The sequence below is a fragment of the Shewanella colwelliana genome, from assembly GCF_001735525.1.
GTDB lineage: Bacteria > Pseudomonadota > Gammaproteobacteria > Enterobacterales > Shewanellaceae > Shewanella > Shewanella colwelliana.
The window spans coordinates 170,154-188,937 of sequence record NZ_MCBT01000048.1 but is presented as its reverse complement, the minus strand read 5'-3'; the positions used below and the strand labels follow the sequence as shown (position 1 = coordinate 188,937).

15 protein-coding genes are annotated in these 18,784 nt (G+C 45.6%); 1 reads left to right on the top strand and 14 read right to left on the bottom strand.

Features of this window, described 5'->3' with window-relative positions; genetic code table 11:
• Positions 1–272: 272 nt before the first annotated feature.
• A complete protein-coding gene (locus tag BEL05_RS18645; protein WP_069672067.1) occupies positions 273–2,732 on the bottom strand; it encodes a hypothetical protein in 2,460 nt (819 codons plus the stop codon).
• Between the two features lie 216 nt (positions 2,733–2,948).
• Here BEL05_RS18645 and BEL05_RS18640 point away from each other — a divergent pair, with 216 nt between their 5' ends.
• Positions 2,949–4,268, top strand: a complete 1,320-nt coding sequence (locus BEL05_RS18640; protein WP_069672066.1) for a dicarboxylate/amino acid:cation symporter — start codon at positions 2,949–2,951, stop codon at positions 4,266–4,268.
• Positions 4,269–4,330: 62 nt separating this feature from the next.
• On the opposite strand, the gene BEL05_RS18635 is transcribed toward BEL05_RS18640, so the two are convergent.
• From BEL05_RS18635 to BEL05_RS18575, 13 genes are all read right to left on the bottom strand, one after another.
• Positions 4,331–5,635, bottom strand: coding sequence for an inosine/guanosine kinase (locus BEL05_RS18635; RefSeq protein ID WP_028762078.1), 1,305 nt, complete (start codon positions 5,633–5,635; stop codon positions 4,331–4,333).
• Positions 5,636–5,826: 191 nt separating this feature from the next.
• Positions 5,827–6,846 (bottom strand): ferrochelatase, encoded by a 1,020-nt coding sequence (gene hemH, locus BEL05_RS18630; protein WP_069672065.1) that lies wholly within the window; start codon positions 6,844–6,846, stop codon positions 5,827–5,829.
• Between the two features lie 119 nt (positions 6,847–6,965).
• Positions 6,966–7,610 (bottom strand): adenylate kinase, encoded by a 645-nt coding sequence (gene adk, locus BEL05_RS18625; protein ID WP_028762080.1) that lies wholly within the window; start codon positions 7,608–7,610, stop codon positions 6,966–6,968.
• Positions 7,611–7,807: 197 nt separating this feature from the next.
• Entirely contained in the window at positions 7,808–8,653 is an 846-nt protein-coding gene (locus BEL05_RS18620; RefSeq protein ID WP_069672064.1) for a tetratricopeptide repeat protein, read from the bottom strand.
• Positions 8,654–8,727: 74 nt separating this feature from the next.
• Entirely contained in the window at positions 8,728–10,647 is a 1,920-nt protein-coding gene (htpG, locus tag BEL05_RS18615) for a molecular chaperone HtpG (RefSeq protein WP_069672063.1), read from the bottom strand.
• A 158-nt stretch (positions 10,648–10,805) separates the two neighbouring features.
• Positions 10,806–11,405: a recombination mediator RecR gene (gene recR / locus BEL05_RS18610; RefSeq protein WP_028762083.1), complete on the bottom strand. Its 600-nt coding sequence runs from the start codon at positions 11,403–11,405 to the stop codon at positions 10,806–10,808.
• Positions 11,406–11,417: 12 nt separating this feature from the next.
• Positions 11,418–11,747 carry a YbaB/EbfC family nucleoid-associated protein gene (locus tag BEL05_RS18605; RefSeq protein ID WP_069672062.1) on the bottom strand — a complete coding sequence of 110 codons (330 nt, stop codon included), beginning with the start codon at positions 11,745–11,747 and terminating at the stop codon, positions 11,418–11,420.
• A 97-nt stretch (positions 11,748–11,844) separates the two neighbouring features.
• Positions 11,845–14,616, bottom strand: coding sequence for a DNA polymerase III subunit gamma/tau (gene dnaX, locus BEL05_RS18600; RefSeq protein WP_069672061.1), 2,772 nt, complete (start codon positions 14,614–14,616; stop codon positions 11,845–11,847).
• A 285-nt stretch (positions 14,617–14,901) separates the two neighbouring features.
• Entirely contained in the window at positions 14,902–15,456 is a 555-nt protein-coding gene (gene apt / locus BEL05_RS18595) for an adenine phosphoribosyltransferase (RefSeq protein WP_037427701.1), read from the bottom strand.
• A 205-nt stretch (positions 15,457–15,661) separates the two neighbouring features.
• Positions 15,662–16,030: a YbaN family protein gene (locus tag BEL05_RS18590; protein ID WP_028762087.1), complete on the bottom strand. Its 369-nt coding sequence runs from the start codon at positions 16,028–16,030 to the stop codon at positions 15,662–15,664.
• Between the two features lie 287 nt (positions 16,031–16,317).
• Complete coding sequence (locus tag BEL05_RS18585; RefSeq protein WP_028762088.1) at positions 16,318–17,061, bottom strand: HvfC family RiPP maturation protein; 744 nt, start codon at positions 17,059–17,061, stop codon at positions 16,318–16,320.
• Complete coding sequence (locus tag BEL05_RS18580) at positions 17,062–17,898, bottom strand: HvfB family MNIO-type RiPP peptide maturase (protein ID WP_028762089.1); 837 nt, start codon at positions 17,896–17,898, stop codon at positions 17,062–17,064.
• Between the two features lie 89 nt (positions 17,899–17,987).
• Positions 17,988–18,461: an HvfA family oxazolone/thioamide-modified RiPP metallophore gene (locus BEL05_RS18575; RefSeq protein ID WP_028762090.1), complete on the bottom strand. Its 474-nt coding sequence runs from the start codon at positions 18,459–18,461 to the stop codon at positions 17,988–17,990.
• Positions 18,462–18,784: the final 323 nt, after the last annotated feature.

Genomic DNA, 18,784 nt, shown 5'->3' with positions numbered 1-18,784 from the left:
GCTGCTAAGAACAATTAAAGAGAACCACCTTTTTATAAGGTGGTTTTTTATTAGCTGTCATCATCAGTCCTAATGCTTGAACAACCAATAGCCTTATTCAAGTTCAAAACAGCCAAAACGCAGACATTCATCACATTAGAATGCTGGACATTAAATATAAATCAAGCTCAAAAAGCGATATGACAATGGGTTAATTAAGGATATAAACTAACGGAATATGTTCAAAAAAAAAGGCGCCAACGGCGCCTTTTTTCACTATCTACAGCCGATAATTACAGAATAGATATACCCACCGACACCACTTGAGTCAATGCACCATTAGGCGTCTCGACTTCAACAATGAATACACCACTATTCGGTTCATCTTCACCTTTTAAGGTAACACTGAACTCGCGACCACCATTGTAGTTTGAGCTTGGCCACACATACTCAGCGGCACTGACTACAGAGCCTGCACTAGCCTTAAACCTTACGATTGAACCCGCCGGCATCTGTTGGTTATGCAGATCTGAAATTGTAAACCCAACGGTTGCAGCTCCTTTACCTATGATTTTAATGCTGCCCCCAAAATGAGGTCCATCTTTATCATCAATGTAAATATCAGCAGGCGCAGTTCCGTAGGCCGTACTACCAGACATTACCATCACAAGGCTACGACGCACATAGAGTGATTTAGAATCGCTTATACCATCTGCACAACCCGCATGGACTGGATCAGAACAGAGTACGCCATTGTATTTGCCATCTTTAGCTTCAAACACACCATTGGCATTAAAATCAATAAGCTCCTCTAACGAGCCCCCAACCTGACCACCTGCTTGTTGAGGGTTAAATAAACCATCCTCGTTGTAATCGTTATAAGCATCGGTCAAATCAAATGATTGACCCGTCACATCGGTGCCATTAGTGAATTCGCTCATCTCACTGGCATCAAATCGGCCGTTACCGTTTAAATCAGGGAAAGATTCCTCACCTATTGCTGTCGCCGTGATCGTGGCGCGACCACCATATTTTTGACCATAAAAGTTACCGTAAACATCCAGTGTAGGGTAGTAGATCAACGCCGCTGTTGGATTGTTAACCAAAGCGCCAGCACCAGATAGTATGGTGTTACCTTCAGGTCTTGGTAATTGACTGGTCCATTTTACAGAACATGCACCTTTTACGGTCTGACATGCATCTTCAATAGAGCCACCTTCAGTGGTAAAGGAGACGGTTGTCCCATCTGGCACTGGGTTATTAAACGCATCGGCCATACGGGCAGTCACGACAACTTCGGTGCCATCAACATCCCAACCTTCAGCATTTAATACTGCAGCAGACAGCGAAAAACTGTCCTGATCTGGAATACCTGTTGACACAATTAATTGACTAGACTGGCTTGATATCGCAGGCACAGAGCCATCATCAACCGTAGCAGTCACACGTAGTGACGTTGATACGGTACCCGTTGTCACAACTGTTTGTACAACCCCTGCGTTATCTGTGGTGGCTTGAGCAGGTGATAGACCGACCCCGCCGACTAACGTATTAAGCGAGAACAACACATTCTGGTTAGCAACAGGGTTACTGTTCTTATCTAACACTTTGAATTTAACAACTGAAGACTCGACCCCACCAGTACCAAGAATGCTGATATTCTCTGGCGTTGCTGACTCAAAAACGATGCTGCCGACGTCGGCTTGAAGTACGTTGATTGTCCCCGTTGCAGAAAGACTAATACCGCCAGCATTTGCCGTGACGTTAATTTGATCTTCCCCTACACACCCTTGTGCACGATAGGTTGATGTTGCCACACCATTACTTGATGATACTGGCGAGCTAATTTCCGCTTGTGCTGGATTTTTCGTTGCACAGGTAGATGAGAAGTTAACATCAACAGGTTGTGTAAATGGATTGCCCTTGTCATCCTGAATCTGTACAGAGATTGTCGCTGTGCCGCCCGCAGATAAATTATCAGTACTAATTGATGCCACACCTTTAACGAATGGTGAACCGCTTCCCATCAGAACATTCGTTGCGCCAACCACGACAATAGTCTTACCTACTTCGTTGGTCGATAAGGTCGCTGTCACTTCACCTGCACCTAAAGAACTACCCGCGTAGATATCAACGGTTGCTTTGCCATTGGCATCTGTCACTGCCGTTTTAATGGGAAGATCACCAATAGGGCTGTCAAAGGTGACAATCGTTGCTTTAGCAATACCAGTCACGGTCGCGGTTAACTTGCCAGGTGAAAGCGTACTAATTGATTGCGTTGGATTACCATCGACATCAGTGAGTACAAGAGAGACTTGTGCGCCGCCACCTGCTTCACCACCATCACCGACCATAGTTACGTTAACCGATGCACTCTCTCCTGAAGAGGTGGTCGCGGTTATGGTCGCGCCGGTGTTAATCGACGCAGTATTAAGCTGAATCGTTGCTACACCATCAACGGTTGCTACCTCACCAGTGCCTGGGGCAAACGTACCATAGCTTTCGTCATTTAGAGAGAAAGAAACCAGTGTACTAATATTGGCCCCAGTCGAATCCTTTACAGTGGCCCTAATCGTTGCTGGCTCAGCAGCTGAAATTTGAGTATTTGAAATAGACAACGCAATTGAAATAGTGGGTTCTGGTGGTGTCGTCCCTCCGCCACTGCCATCATCGGTGACATTGCCTCCTCCGCTACACGCTACGATAAAAAGCAAGAATAAATATGAGGTGAAAACTTTATACGCTGACTTCATTGTCAGACTCCCTGTTACTCAGATTATAATTTTAAGCGTCTGCTTATTACTTATAGATGAACATTACACAATTTTCCTATAACTTTTCCATCACTAATCGCGTTTATTTGATTAAAACCCCCAAAAACTTTAACTATTTAGCCGTTTCATCGCCTTTCGTTTCTTGCTAGGCTTTAAACGCAAATTGAAAAGCATAAAAATAATACAGGAAGCACTATGGCTCGCACTCAAAATAAAAAGCTCGGATTGACGGGTAAAATACTTATCGGCATGGGCGGGGGTATTTTATTTGGACTCCTTATTCGGAGTCTATTTCCAGATAGTCAGTTCATCGAAGAGTACATTACTAATGGCTTACTTAATGTCGTTGGTACCATTTTCATCTCAAGTTTACAGATGCTCGTTGTCCCACTGGTTTTCATCTCACTGGTTTGCGGTACCTGTTCACTGAGCGACCCATCCACTTTGGGCCGACTCGGTGGAAAAACCATTGCCTTTTATCTGTTTACTACAGCAATTGCATTAAGTATGGCGATCTTGATAGCCCTGCTTATCCACCCGGGTAATGCCTCACTTGCTGCAGAGAATATGCAATACGCCGTAAAGGAAGCGCCCAGCCTGTCCAATGTGTTAATTAATCTTGTCCCTCGCAACCCGATTCAGGCAATGACTGAAGGCAATATGCTACAAATAATCATCTTTGCGGTGATATTTGGCTTCGCGGTGTCACATATTGGCGAGCGCGGTAAGCGTGTCGCTGCACTCTTTACCGATTTAAATGAAGTGATCATGCGCGTTGTGACCTTAATAATGCAACTCGCCCCCTATGGTATTTTTGCCCTAATGGGTAAACTGGCATTAACCCTCGGCTTGGAAACGTTCGAAAGTGTATTGAAATACTTCTTTGTTGTCTTAGGTGTATTACTTATACATGCATTTATCGTCTACCCCACACTGTTAAAAGTGTTCTCAGGACTGAGCCCATTTACCTTTATACGCAAAATGCGCGATGTGCAGCTCTTTGCATTTAGCACCGCCAGTTCTAATGCCACGTTACCTGTCACGATTGAAACTGCCGAACACCGTCTGGGCGTCGACAACAAAGTCGCCTCCTTCACCCTACCCCTCGGTGCTACGATCAATATGGATGGCACTGCGATTATGCAAGGTGTCGCGACGGTATTTATCGCACAAGTATTTGGTATTGATCTGACTATCACTGACTACGCAATGGTCGTCGTAACGGCAACATTGGCCTCAATCGGTACCGCTGGGGTACCTGGCGTCGGACTTATCATGTTAGCCATGGTGTTAAACCAAGTAGGACTGCCTGTAGAAGGTATCGCGTTGATTATGGGAGTTGACAGACTACTTGATATGGTGCGCACGGCTGTGAACGTTACAGGCGATTCTGTAGCGACTGTCGTCATTGCTAAGTCTGAGGGGGCGTTTGATGAAGTGACCTTTAATGACTCTCAAGCTGGTAAAACTGCCGGTAGCTTTGTAGAACAAGTCAATGCTGACATAAAAGACTAAATCGATGACATTAAAAAGGCGTCCAAATGGACGCCTTTTTGGTGACTGAAAATAACAAAAGACTAACGTTCCCAGTAGGACTCTTCCAAACTATCTTCACGCTCAGGTAAGCCGCGAGAAAGTCTTGGACTATGCTGCGCCAATACCTCATAGGCTACACGATTCGCGTATTTACAAATTTGGGAGAATGAGGAATAACACAAGCCATCACGTTTATGCTTACTTGACCCAGGTACATTTGCTCTATGATAAGTATTCGACGCTAAGTCATGCAGTAACGCGGCTAGAGCACCATCACCGGCACCATTAGTGTTACGAATGATCTCAGGTCCCCCCATATAAGGCGAAATATGCGCAAACACTTTAATCGGTGTTTCGCAATCACGCTTTAATTTAGGGCGAGAAAACTCATAGCGATTAAACTCTGGAATCGCACCAGGCAGCAAGGTATGACTGGTTTCCCGCTTTTCAGTATCCTCAGTATAACCGGCAGTATAAAGCCCTAACGGTCCAGCAGTTGACAGTACCATATCGCACCACTCTAACGCGGCATTGCTTGCGCTCAGTGGATCTTTAAAGCCCGTTAATGCTTCACCTTCATCCTCATTCATCGCCAAAATGGTGACATTGTCTCTAATAAAATCAATCCACCACTGTGGATCTTCCTCAATCAAAAAGCGTGTGCCAAGCGTTAATACCACAGGGACATCGGCTTCTTTAGCATATTCAATCGCTTTTAACGCCGCATCGGTAATTTGATCGCCGTCGCTTGCGCGCATTAGATAGGCCGTTAACACTAAGGCTGAAGAGTCTTGCACTATCTGCTTATCGATAAATTCAGGCGTCAACTTATCCATAAAACCTTTGCTTATCGCAAAGGTACGCTCACCGCACTCGGAGATCAACGTAAAGCAACGGCCAATTGGACCATCGACAGGCTGCAGGTAGTTAAGGTCCACCTTAGAGGAGGTATTACACAAATAACGGTAGGCGTAACTGCCCACTTCGATATTATTACTCATCACCCCAAACAATACCGAACGATCATCAGCCAAAATAGAGTAGTTGTGAACCGTGTTACCTATGGTGCCACCCGCAAACTCATCACTGATCATATTTGACTGCTTCAACTCTGTGTATAGCTGATGGGCTTTGTCATTGTCGATAAGAGTAGAGTTACCTTTTGGCAATTCGTAACGGCTTAATAACTCATCAGCCACTTTCGCTTCAATATCAACTAAGGTTTGATCTATGCCACTAATGTGAGTAGACACATGCTGTGGTTGCTGTGTTAGCTGTGCCAATAATGGATCACGATTTTTAACTGGGAAATAGTGTTTTGACTTACGTTGACCAGGAAACTTCATACCGAACTCACTCTTGTCGCATCCATGCAAAATCAAATGAAAATAATGTGCAAGTTAGACCCCCGTAACCTACACATCATTGAGCTGCGCGCTACAAAAAGCGACGTCAGCAGCCTCACCATCAATAAACGGCGGCAGATCCTACCATATAAAATAGCAGCAGGCAGTGATTTATGCCTGTAAGTGGATGATTAACTCGCCAACCAATGCCCAGCCTGTTCAATGACTAGCGATTTCAGCAGTGCGATATGGGCGGGCTCATCATTCAGGCAGCCAATAAAGCGATAGCTGGTGCCACCGGCGTCAATAAAGCTCTCTTTTCCAGCAATAGAGATCTCTTCTAATGTTTCCAAACAATCAGCCGCAAAGGCTGGACACATAATATCGACGGACTTAATACCTTGTTTGGGCAAAGATTCTAACAAACTGTCTGTCGCAGGAGTCAACCACTCCTCTTTGCCAAATTTGGATTGAAAGCAAAGACGCCACTGAGAGGCTTCAAGCCCTAATGCTTGTGCTAGCAGTTTTGCCGTCGTTTCGCATTGCTGTTGATAAGGGTCGCCTTCTGTCACATACCTAACCGGCACACCATGAAAAGACATCAGCAAGCATTGAGATTGGCCATGTTGCTGCCAATGGGCGCGAACCGACTGCGCTAAAGCCTCGATATAAAGTGGATGTTGATAATACTCTTTACTAAACCGAGTCTCTGGATAGTTGCGCCTGCTTTTATAACACGCTGCAACCGCATCAAATACTGGTGCTACCGTGGAGCAGGAATATTGAGGATAAAGCGGCAGTACAATCACTTTATCAACCCCTTGAGTGGTTAATGCATCAATGCCATTGGCTAATGATGGATTGCCATAACTCATGCCCAGCGCAACCGGAACCGTTCTACCTAGCTGCGCTTGCAATGCACCCGACAGAGCCAGTTTCTGACGCTCACTGACAACCATCAAAGGCGATCCCTGTTGCCACCAGATCGACTGATAGAGCTCAGCCACAGCTTTAGGCCGAGTATTGAGGATAATGCCATTTAAGATGGGTTTCCAAATCAAAGGGTTAAGGTCGACGACTCGGGGATCACTAAGAAACTGCTTTAAAAAGCGTTTCACATCTTTAGGCGTCGGACTATCCGGCGTACCTAGGTTAACTAATAACACACCCACTTTAGGTGAAACGGCAGCAGTATTGGCAGTCAAGATCACTCTCTACTCATTGGTAAATCATCAATAATGACAGTAGGCTAGCACCGCAATAGGCATAAAAAAAGCCCACCTAAGTGGGCTTTTTAAAATATGAGAAGCAGCTCATAAGATATTGCAAATTAACCGATAGCGTTAACAATCGCTTCGCTAACCGCTGCAACACTTTGGGTACCATCAAACTTGTTGTAGGTCATTGCACCTTGCGCAGCAACCTTACCGTAATACTCAACAAGCGGCTTAGTCTGCTCATGGTAGATGCCTAAGCGCTTACGCACAGTGCTCTCTTCATCATCTGGGCGAATCGCTAAATCTTCACCAGTAACATCGTCTTTGCCTTCCACTTTAGATGGATTAAATACAATGTGGTAAACACGGCCAGATCCAGGGTGAACACGACGGCCACTCATACGCTTAACGATCTCTTCATCTGGCACATCGATTTCAATCACGTGATCGATAGCAATACCACTCGCCGCCATTGCATCGGCTTGCGGAATCGTACGTGGGAAACCGTCAAGTAGGAATCCGTTAGCGCAATCTTCTTGAGCAACACGCTCTTTTACTAGTCCAATAATCAGCTCATCAGAAACTAATTGTCCTGCATCCATCACTTTCTTCGCTTCTAAGCCAAGTGGCGTTCCCGCTTTCACTGCAGCACGTAGCATGTCGCCAGTAGAGATCTGTGGCACACCATATTTTTCCATGATGAACTGGGCCTGAGTACCTTTTCCGGCACCTGGGGCACCTAATAGCATAATGCGCATCTGAGAGTCCTCTTATTTCGCATAGTTTTGATTATTAGTTTTTATCATTTGGGCGGCGATCTTCGCACAATTAGCCGCCCTTTTGAAGAGCTGAAAGCCGTGTTTTAGTTCGACTTTAGGCTGATACAGCACAATTCGCTCAATAAATACTATTTAACCGAGCAATTACCCAAATGACTGGGTAAATCACGCGTCAGTTAATAAAGTAAGCTGTATAACTTACGACGATATTGGTTAGCAAGCGGGTTTGCTTGGCCTAATGCGGTTAGAATTTCCATAAACAGCTGCTTCACATCACCGCTCTGCGCGCTAATATCTCGCTGCAAAATAGCAAACAGTCGTGTTAATGCCTCTTCATCACGCTTGGCACTGTGGAGCGCTTTGGCCAAGGAGAGCACTAAGGGTAAATCATCCGGCTGTGCTTCAACTGCATCGATCAGATTGCGGATCTCAGGTGTATCAGCGGCATCTAACGCCAAAGATAGCTTGGCTTTTAAACTTTGATAATAACTGTCTTGATCGGCAAGCCCAATATTATCAAGCAGTACCTGTGCCTGATTAATATCATCAGCACTAAGCAAGGCATCAGCATAAACCAGTGCAACTTCTGCTTGCTGACATTCACTATAGGCTTGTTGCAATAAGCCAAGCGCTTGAGTTACGTCGCCATCTACTAGCAGAGCCTTAGCTTGATTTAGCTGTATTTGCCAAGCCTTAGGCAGATGTTGATCTAACATGGCTTGAATTTGCACAGGCTCTTGAACCCCGGCAAAACCATCAACTGGTTTGCCCTCTTTCAGCACTAAGGTGGTCGGCAAGTTCTGGATCTGAAAGTAGTTAGCGATCTCCATCTCTTGGTCGCAATTTACCTTGGCGAGGACAAAGCGACCGCCTTGGGAAATGGCAAGATTCTGAAGTGTATCCGCTAACGCTATACTTTCTGGACTTTGTTGACTCCAGAAGGTTAGTACAACAACTTGCTGCATCGAGGCATCGACAACTTGTTGTATGTTCTCTTTGGTTAAATCCAATATGCCTTCCATAGTTCCCCTTTACATGGGTTAACCCAAATAATGAAAGAGGCAGTCAAAACTGCCTCTTTTTTAATGGCTAAATATTACTTAGCGCCTGCGAGTAACATCTTATTCATCAACTTAATAAATGCTGATGGATCTGCAAGGCTGCCCTTTTCTGACAGTTGGGCCTGTTGAAGTAACAAGTCGGCCCACTGACTAAACAGCTCTTCATCTTGCTCTCCATCTAAGCGTGCAACTAATGGATGCTCAGGATTAAGTTCAAATACAGGCTTGCTCTCAGGAACCGCTTGTCCTGCCGCTTGCATTAACTTAATCATCTGCGATGACATCTCCCCTTCTCCTGCAACCACACAGGCCGGAGTATCGGTTAGACGAGTCGTTACCTTAACCGCAGACACTCTATCACCCAGCGCATCTTTAACGCGGGTCACGAGTCCTTCTGATTCAGTCTCTAGCTTCTCTTGTGCCTCTTTCTCACCCGCATCCTCAAGATCACCCAGTTCTAAGTCACCACGGGTCACAGAGTGAAGTTGCTTACCATCAAACTCGGTTAGGTGATTAATCAGCCACTCATCGATACGCTCTGACATCAACAACACTTCGATATCTTTCTTACGTAACAACTCAAGATGTGGGCTGTTGGCAGCAGCTTCATGGCTGTCAGCTACAATATAGTAAATCTTGTTCTGTCCCTCTTTCATGCGACTGATGTAGTCAGCTAAAGAGACAGTGTGTGCCGCTTCATTAGTATGAGTCGATGCAAAGCGCAGCAAACCAGCAATTTTTTCTTTGTTGGCAAAATCTTCGGCTGGACCTTCTTTTAATACCTGACCAAACTCAGTCCAGAAGGTTTGATACTTTTCAGCATCATTCTTAGCTAACTTCTCCAGCATACCCAGTACACGCTTAGTGACGGCGGTCCGCAGTGCGGTAGTGACCTTGTTGTCTTGTAGGATTTCGCGAGAAACGTTCAAAGGCAGATCATTTGAATCAATCAATCCCTGCACAAAACGCAAGTAACTTGGCATAAACTGCTCTGCATCATCCATCACAAACACACGTTGCACAAACAGTTTTAGACCGTGTTTACGATCGCGATTCCAAAGATCCCAAGGCGCTTTCGCAGGGATGTAAAGTAAGCTCGTGTACTCTTGCTTACCTTCAACACGGTTATGGCTCCACAATAGTGGGTCAACAAAGTCATGAGAGATATGCTTATAAAACTCTTGATACTCCTCGTCACTCACATCACTCTTGCTGCGAGTCCATAGCGCAGTCGCTTTGTTCATCCCCTTCCACTCGCCTTCCGTTGCCGGAATCGCTTCAGCTCCCTCTTCGGTGGCCTCTTGCGCAGGCGTGCCTTCTTGCCACATCTCTACCGGGACTGAAATATGATCTGAGTATTTGGTAATGATTGAGCGTAGACGGTAATCGTCGGCAAACTCTTTCTCTTCTTCACGAAGGTGCAAAGTGATCTCTGTACCGCGGGTTTCTTTGGTAATAGTTTCAACGGTGAAGTCACCTTCACCCGCAGACTCCCACTGAACCGCTTCATCATGTGCGTGGCCAGCGGCACGAGTGCGAACAGTCACTTTATCGGCCACAATGAATGCCGAATAGAACCCCACACCAAATTGGCCAATTAGTTGCGAGTCTTTTGACTCATCGCCAGATAGGTTTTTAAAGAAATCTGCGGTACCTGACTTAGCAATAGTACCCAAATGCTCAATAACACTGTCGCGTGTCATGCCGATACCATTGTCTTCAATCGTGACAGTGCCTTTCTCTTTATCAGCACTAATGCGCACACGCAATTCGCCATCACCTTCATACAAGGCATCGTTGGTCAAGGCTTCATATCTTAACTTGTCTGCAGCATCTGCTGCATTGGAGACCAATTCACGTAAGAAAATCTCTTTGTTTGAATACAAAGAGTGGATCATCAAATTCAGTAGTTGTTTGACTTCGGTTTGAAAGCCATGAGTTTCTTGTTGTGACATCGATTATTCCTTCCTGTATTTACAAAAACGCTCTATGGCTAAAGAGATGGGGGTCGAATTTGGCTTTTCAAGGCAAAATTCATTTATCAATTTCATTTGCTCAAAAAAAATCCAGTACTTTCGTACTGGATTCCTATTTCGATTAACGCCAATGCCGTTTATATCGGCAATCGTCCGTTAAATGAGAGTGCTAATGTAGTGCTATCGACATACTCAAGTTCACCGCCAACGGGGACACCATGGGCAATTCGACTGACCTTAATATTATGTTTCTTAGCCATGTCAGCGATATAATGCGCTGTAGCGTCACCCTCTACCGTTGGGTTGGTCGCCAAAATAAGCTCACTCACCTCGCCGCCAGCTAAGTGCTGGGCTAACAAACTTAAACCAAGTTCATCTGGTCCCACGCCATCGAGTGGCGAAAGATGACCGAGTAATACAAAATAACGCCCACTAAAATGGCCACCCGCTTCAATAGCTAATACATCTGCAGGCGTTTCCACCACACAGATAAGATCAGAGTGACCACGACGACTACTGGCACAGATTGGACAGTGTGTCTCTTCAGTAAAGGTGCGACAAGCAGTGCAATGGCCGACATCGCTCATTGCACTGGCTAACGCACTGGCGAGTTTTTGGCCCGCTTTCCGCTCGCGCTCTAACAACTGAAACGCCATGCGCTGCGCTGATTTAGGACCAACGCCCGGTAAACAGCGTAAAGACTGGATCAAATCATCAACCAGCGGACTAAATTTCATAATCGGTCCAGATTAAAACGGCATCTTCATGCCTGGTGGTAATTGCATGCCACCAGTCACTTCAGCCATTTTCTCTTTTTGATTTTCTTCAACTCGACGTGCGGCATCGTTACACGCTGCAGCAATAAGATCTTCAAGCATCTCTTTGTCATCTTCAAGCAGGCTAGGATCGATATCTACCTTACGAACACTATGAGAGCCTGTCATGGTCACTTTTACAAGACCAGCACCAGCTTCGCCAGTGACTTCCATACGTGCGATCTCTTCTTGCACTTTGGCCATTTTATCTTGCATCATTTGGGCCTGTTTCATCAGGTTACCCATACCGCCTTTTCCAAACATATCGATTTCTCTTCAATATTAAAAAACTGGCTAATCTTACTCAATTAGCGCCAATAAGCAATCAAAGCTGATCACCAAACTGTAAACTTATGAACAGTTATGACTCAACGCTTTCGATAAAGTTCGATTTATCGACAAGTGCAATACCGTTACCACGTTGCCCAAGTAGTTCTGGCGCATAACTTAGACTATCATTTTCCATTTCGGCATTCATCATCGCCTGCAACCACTGAATGTTATCATCGCTGAGTAATCCATGATGCGCTTCGGCCAACAATTCTTGATGAAAACGTTGACGGATCTCCAGTGGTGTCTCACGTCCAGACTCAACGCCCACCACAAACGCCACGCGGCAAGTGTCGCCTAGCGCTTGACTTAACGCGGCTTCAAGTTGCTCGATGGCCCCGGGGGCTTCAAGATGCTTCTGATTCGGTTTAAGTACCAAGGGCAATGGATCACAAAACTGCTGACATACAGAGTTAACAGCCAGCTGCCTGACACGACCACCAATATCTAGCGCTGACATTAAACGATACCATTGCAAGTCGATACTGTGACCAGTCACTTTCCCCTCACCTAGGGGTGGCAACACCGTATTTGGGTCAGGAAAATCAGCAGCCGCTGGCTGCACAACAACATCACGGTGCTGTTCAGGTTCAGCACTGCTGACAAGGCTATTAGTTTGGCCACTCGTAGCTGATTGACGCGTAGCAGGCTCATCACTGTTTACTCTAAGGTCCGCGGTCTCACCTTTTGCTAGCTGTGAAGTAGTAGTGCTCACATTAGATTCTGGCGCCGCGACCCAAGGCGGCCTATCTTCATCATTGGAGGCTGCTAGCTCATGAGCAATCTCAGATGACTGGTGTTGATTAGTCTCACTGGACTGTGCAAACTCTGTGATCGGTGCTTTTTGTTCATCGCTACGTTGCACCCCATGTTCATGCTTGGTGCTGCATGACGCTTGATCACTGTCACTGTCACTGTCACTGCGAGACGGTGGCACATATGTTTGGCGTTTCGGCTCAAACTTTTTTGTGTCACTCTCCTTAGATGATTGCTCAACCAGATCTGATAGCAAAGACTCTCTGGCCGCTAGTACAGCATCCAGCAGGTCATCATCAAGCGGATCTGTGACCTCGACACTCGGTTCAACACTATCAGCAGGCTTCCTAGGAGACAGATTGGCAACTTGGGTGCCGGATTGACTGGCAATATAGGCATCATAATCACTAGGATCCTGATAATGCTCGCTGTCAGAGTCATCAACAAAATGATTCATTTCATCAAAATGCGGCGTATTATCTGCCACATTTTGCCCAAAAGGCGTTGTCGCATCGGTTTGAACCGCGGTTTCTGACACCACGGGCTCAACGGCAGCGCTGCTGGCGGAGTTTATGGGTGAAACCACCGATTCTGGCACCGCACTAGATTCATGCGATTGTGGTTGCGCTGGTGTAGGCTGCACATTGGATGTTGGCGCATTAGCCTCTGCACTGGCACCTTGATTATGACCTGAATCTTGGGTTTGGCTCTGGGCTTGGCTTAAGATCAGTGCCTGCTCAGCCTCTAACGCCGCCACATCAGCATCATCTTCACTGTTATCAATGGCTGCTGGCTTATCGTCAATCAAATCAGTCATCTCAGACGAACTCTTAGCCGTGATATTTACGCTAACATCTGTGACAGTTTCAGGACGATGATTCAATGGCGCGGGTTCATTGGCAAGGTTGACCGCTGGCAACTCAAGTCCATTGTTACTAGGCTCTGCTTCCCAACGTTTTACTGGGGCTTCTGGCACAAATGCCACCGCTCTTAACAGCGCCATCTCAAGCCCCGACTTTGGATCTGGGGCATGAGGTAGATCCTTGCGACCGCTCAACAAGAGTTGGTAATAAAGCTGAACTTGCTCAGGATTTAACTGTTCTGCAAACGCTTTAATCTGCTCAGCATATTTCGACAGTTGCGCCGCAGCTGGCGCAAATTGTGTCAAAGTTATCTGATGTAATAACTCTAATATACTTCGCAGCACTTCCTCTGGATCGGCACCAAATGAAAGTACCTCTTCAGTTACCTGCAGCAGATGAGCCACATCACCTTGAGCTAAAGCATTGAGCAATACGATGACATAATGTTCATCTATGGTCCCGAGCATGGTTTGCACTTGCGTTAAGCTAATGCTGCCTGCCCCAAACGCAATCGCTTGATCGGTTAAACTCAAGGCATCGCGCATACTGCCGTTGGCCGCTTTAGCCAAAAGTTTAAGCGCACCTTCATCATAGCTAACCGACTCTCGGGACAATATATTGGCTAACTGCGCTTGTATCTCATCTAAGGTTAAGCTTTTGAGATTAAATTGCAGACAACGTGACAGCACAGTGACAGGCAAGCGCTGGGGATCGGTTGTCGCTAAGAGAAATTTAACATGCTCAGGTGGTTCTTCTAAGGTTTTGAGCAGCGCATTAAAACTGCTACGCGACAACATATGCACTTCGTCGATCAAATAGACCTTGAAACGTCCTCTGGAAGGCCGGTACTGCACGTTATCCAACAATTCACGGGTATCATCAACTTTCGTACGCGATGCCGCATCGACTTCTATCAGGTCAACGAATCGCCCCTGCGCAATCTCAACACAGCTGCTGCATTGCCCACATGGAGAGGAAGTAATACCCTGTTCACAGTTAAGACCTTTTGCAAATAATCGTGCCAAACTGGTTTTACCCACGCCTCGGGTACCCGAAAAAAGATAAGCATGATGTAAACGATTCTGCGTCAGTGCATTGGTCAGTGCATGGAGAACATGAGACTGTCCGACCACTTGCTCAAACTTGGCAGGGCGCCATTTTCTGGCCAACACCTGGTATGACATGGAACTCCCCATTTGTGTCATCAAAACAATAGCGGAAATAGACGCCGATAATCCGCAAACAATAACATGCCACGAGATAACTCGCTAGCAAGCAGCGCTTGTCGATAACGATATAAGTTGGAATTACAGAACAGTTGGAGTTTGTTTAAGCAGATAAGGATAAAGGGGGAGACTCAGCCAGTGACGAACGTACGCCCTGTATTGCTTAAAAACAAAAATGCTGCGAGTGACAGGCACCTAAAGCCAGTCAATCTCACAGCATTTCAACACGCTAAAACAGCTTGATTATTCGCCTTCAAACTCACACAGAGTCACTAACTCTAGATCCATATCGTTTAAGCGCTGCTCGCCACCGAGCTCAGGCAACGAGATCACAAATGCCGCGTGGTTAACTTGGCCGCCAAGTCGACGGATCAACTTAACCGTGGCTTCGATGGTGCCACCAGTTGCCAACAGATCATCAATGACCAGTACTTTATCATCGGCGTTAATCGCATCGGTGTGGATTTCAAGCATGTCGTGACCATACTCAAGCTCATAGCTTTCTGAAATCGTTTCACGTGGCAATTTACCCGGCTTACGCACAGGCACAAAACCAACACCAAGCTCTAAGGCTAGGGGCGCACCAAAAAGAAAACCACGCGCTTCGGTGCCAACAACCTTGGTAAATCCTTGGCCTTGGTACTTCTCAAGAAGTAATTCTATTGTCGCTTGATACGCATTGTGATCTTCCATCAAACTAGTGACATCTCTAAACATGATGCCTGGCTTTGGGTAATCTGGAATTGTCTTAATACTTTGCTTTATCAAGGCTAACTTATCTGTATTCATTGCTACCATCTTTTTCAATTAAACCCACTTAAGGGATAAACTAACCATTTGGCCAGCTTTGACTAGAATTTTCGGCTAAAGCTTAAGCCCCTTTGAAGTGTGTTGCAACACTGAGTGTCACAAACCTTAACCTTGTTTAAAGCGCTGAGTCACAATTTTAGCGAGAGTTAAACAACCCAGAGTTGAACAAAAATGCGGTGCGCGGACAAAACCACTAATCATCAAGCTCGGGAATGCGACGTAAATAAAGCAGCAGACCTGTTAACATACAGGCCAACATCACCTTAACCCATATCAGCGGTACAATAGCAATACTGACGAGAAAGCTAACACTCGTGGCAATGTACGCTTTCTTCTTTAATCCCTTACGAATCGCTCTTTCTCTGTCCCAATCTTGCAGCGCATCGGCAAACCATGGATGAGTCATTAACCAATTGTGGAGCCTCTGGTTAGATCGCGCAAAACAAAACGCCGCCAGTAAAACAAAAGGAACCGTTGGTAGTAAGGGAACAGCAATACCAATTAAGCCTAGCAGCAGACTGCACAGCCCAACCACAAGATACATACCACGCTTTAGCGCCATTGATTCCTCACATAAAAAAACCACTCAAAAATGAGTGGTTAGTATACCTGAGTAACGCTTGGAGGCTATAGCAGTTGTAGATGCTTCAACCAAGATAGAGTCGCTGGAAGCGTTGGTAGTAACAGTACGAGAATAAATCCAACAAAATAAACAAGATTAAACGGGTCTTTAAACGGCTGACTCATGACTTCCTCACTCTAGGTGTTAATTTTATTGATCTAGATCAATTTTTGGCGCCATTATAGAGAGATGAAGCAATGATAGAAAGCCCTAACTCGAACTATTTTTCAGCGATGACCCAAGATGATATTACGGCTAATCATATCCCCAAGCATCTGCGTGCATCCGCTGACGAGAGTCTCCTTATCCATCTGCGTGTACAAGCCACACAACCACTTGATAATCTGATCAAACTCAAGATAGTCATGTTGCTCAATATAGGCCAATACTTGCGCCGCAAGTGGGTTAAGCTGTAAAAAACAGACCTCTTCTTCTGCATCCCGATAGATACAGAAAAAACTGGGCTGCTCACTTTGAGTCAAGGGTTGATATTCAGCGCTAATTCGCTGTACGTCAAAGTGATACTGAGCCACACGTGCACTGGCACGAAATGCCAATTTGGCACTACTCACTTGGGTGTCGTCAATGGGGTGGTGCAGCGGGTTTTCTTGCTCTGTCGCTACAACCAACTCTAACCACTCATAATGTGCAAGCTCTAACATAAACACAGGATCACGTTCGCTTACTGGGTACTCTTGCTGGAGGAACACCAAAAACTCTTGTGCAATTTCAATAAAGATCGGCGTTTGACAGTCGTGCGTAACAAAGAACTGCTGAACTAACTCCTCCCATTGTTTATCCTCATACAGCGAACACAACACCGGAAAAGCATTAGAGACAAACCCATTAATATTATTAAAAAACAGCTCTCGGTAAACCTGCATTCTACGTGCATCAGTTCCGCTGGGCAGGGGTTGACTCGGGTCTCGAATGTAATCGATAAATGATTGCTGGACATTAACAAACGTCATTTATGCACTCCGATTAATAGGCTGCTGCGCCGCTGTTTGATAATCATGAATTTTATTAATTTCCTGCAATAGCACTTGGGTTGGCGGGATATTAAAATCTCGCTCCAATAGGGTCGGAAAAACACCATGATGAGCATAGCAGGCTTGCAGCAACTGCCAAACGGGATCAATAACATCTGCACCATGGGTATCAACCATCAGATCGACCGCTTCTTCATAGTGGCCGGCAATATGCAGGTAGGCGATACGCTCTGTCGGCATCGCCTTTAAAAAGTCTAATGGATCGTATTGGTGATTAATCGAGTTGACGTAGATGTTGTTTACATCGAGCAGTAGCCGACAATCTGCTTCAGATAAAACCGCGTTAACGAACTCTAGTTCACTCATTTCACTACCTGGTGCGGCGTAAAATGAGACATTTTCCAAAATCAGTGGTCGCTCAAGGATCGCTTCAACTTGCTTAACGCGTGACGCCACATGGATAACGGCTTCTTGGGTAAACGGGATTGGCATTAAATCATATAAATGCCCTTTTCCTGAGCAGTAACTTAGGTGTTCTGAATAAACATCGATACCATGTAAGTCCATAAAGCCTTTGATCTGCTTTACAAAACTCACATCTAACGGTTCTGGGCTACCAATCGACAAAGAGAGCCCATGACAAAAAAATGTATTGCGCTCAGTTAACTGTCGAAACTGTCGTCCGTATTTGCCACCAAAGGTCATCCAATTCTCAGGCGCTACCTCGAAAAAATCAATAGCATTAGGTACCTGCTCGCAAAACTCGTCCAACATCTCGCGCCTTAGCCCTAATCCCACCTGTGCATTATTAGCCATAACGTGACAACCTCAACTCTCTAAAACAATTAGGCCAGCAATTAACTGGCCTAACTAAAGATTTAAACAACGTTTAACCGGAAGTGGTATTACTTATTACCACCACACTTGCCTTCTTTGGCTTTTTTATCACCACCACATTTGCCTTCGCCACACTTACCTTCTTTCATGGCTTTCTTTTCACCACCGCATTTACCTTCGCCACACTTACCTTCTTTCATGGCTTTCTTTTCAGCGCCGCATTTGCCTTCGCCGCACTTACCTTCTTTCATGGCTTTCTTCTCAGCACCGCATTTGCCTTCGCCGCACTTACCTTCTTTCATGGCCTTCTTCTCAGCGCCACATTTGCCTTCGCCGCACTTACCCTCTTTGGCTTTTTCGCCCTTCTTCATGTTTTCGCCACATTTACCTTCGCCACACTTTCCTTCACCGTCAACGATTTGGTAACCCGCTTGCATTTCGCTATAACCGAATGGATTCGCCTGTGCTTCAGCGGCAAAAGCACCACCAACAAAAACCGTACCTAACGCAACAGCCACTGCAGTATTTTTAACTAATTTCATAATCTCTTCCTTCCATAATCGATTTGTATGCAATTGGTTGCCAACACCACTATGTTGCTGGCTCGGGTAATATGACCCGCCCTACCAAGTTTTTATTTCAAAAAACTTATCAGACATCACATTTATGCTACACAAATGATAATAGTGCAACTTAGTTTGTCTGTACAAAGCCATTGAATCGATAGTTTTTCCGCAGTAAAGGTCGATTATTTTGTAACGAGTATAGCGTTAGAGTAGAATGTGCGCCCTTTTGCGGCGTTCACTAACATAACTTCGCAACAAGTTGATGTGGCCTTTTCTTAATCTAGAGCCGCACTGTTTTG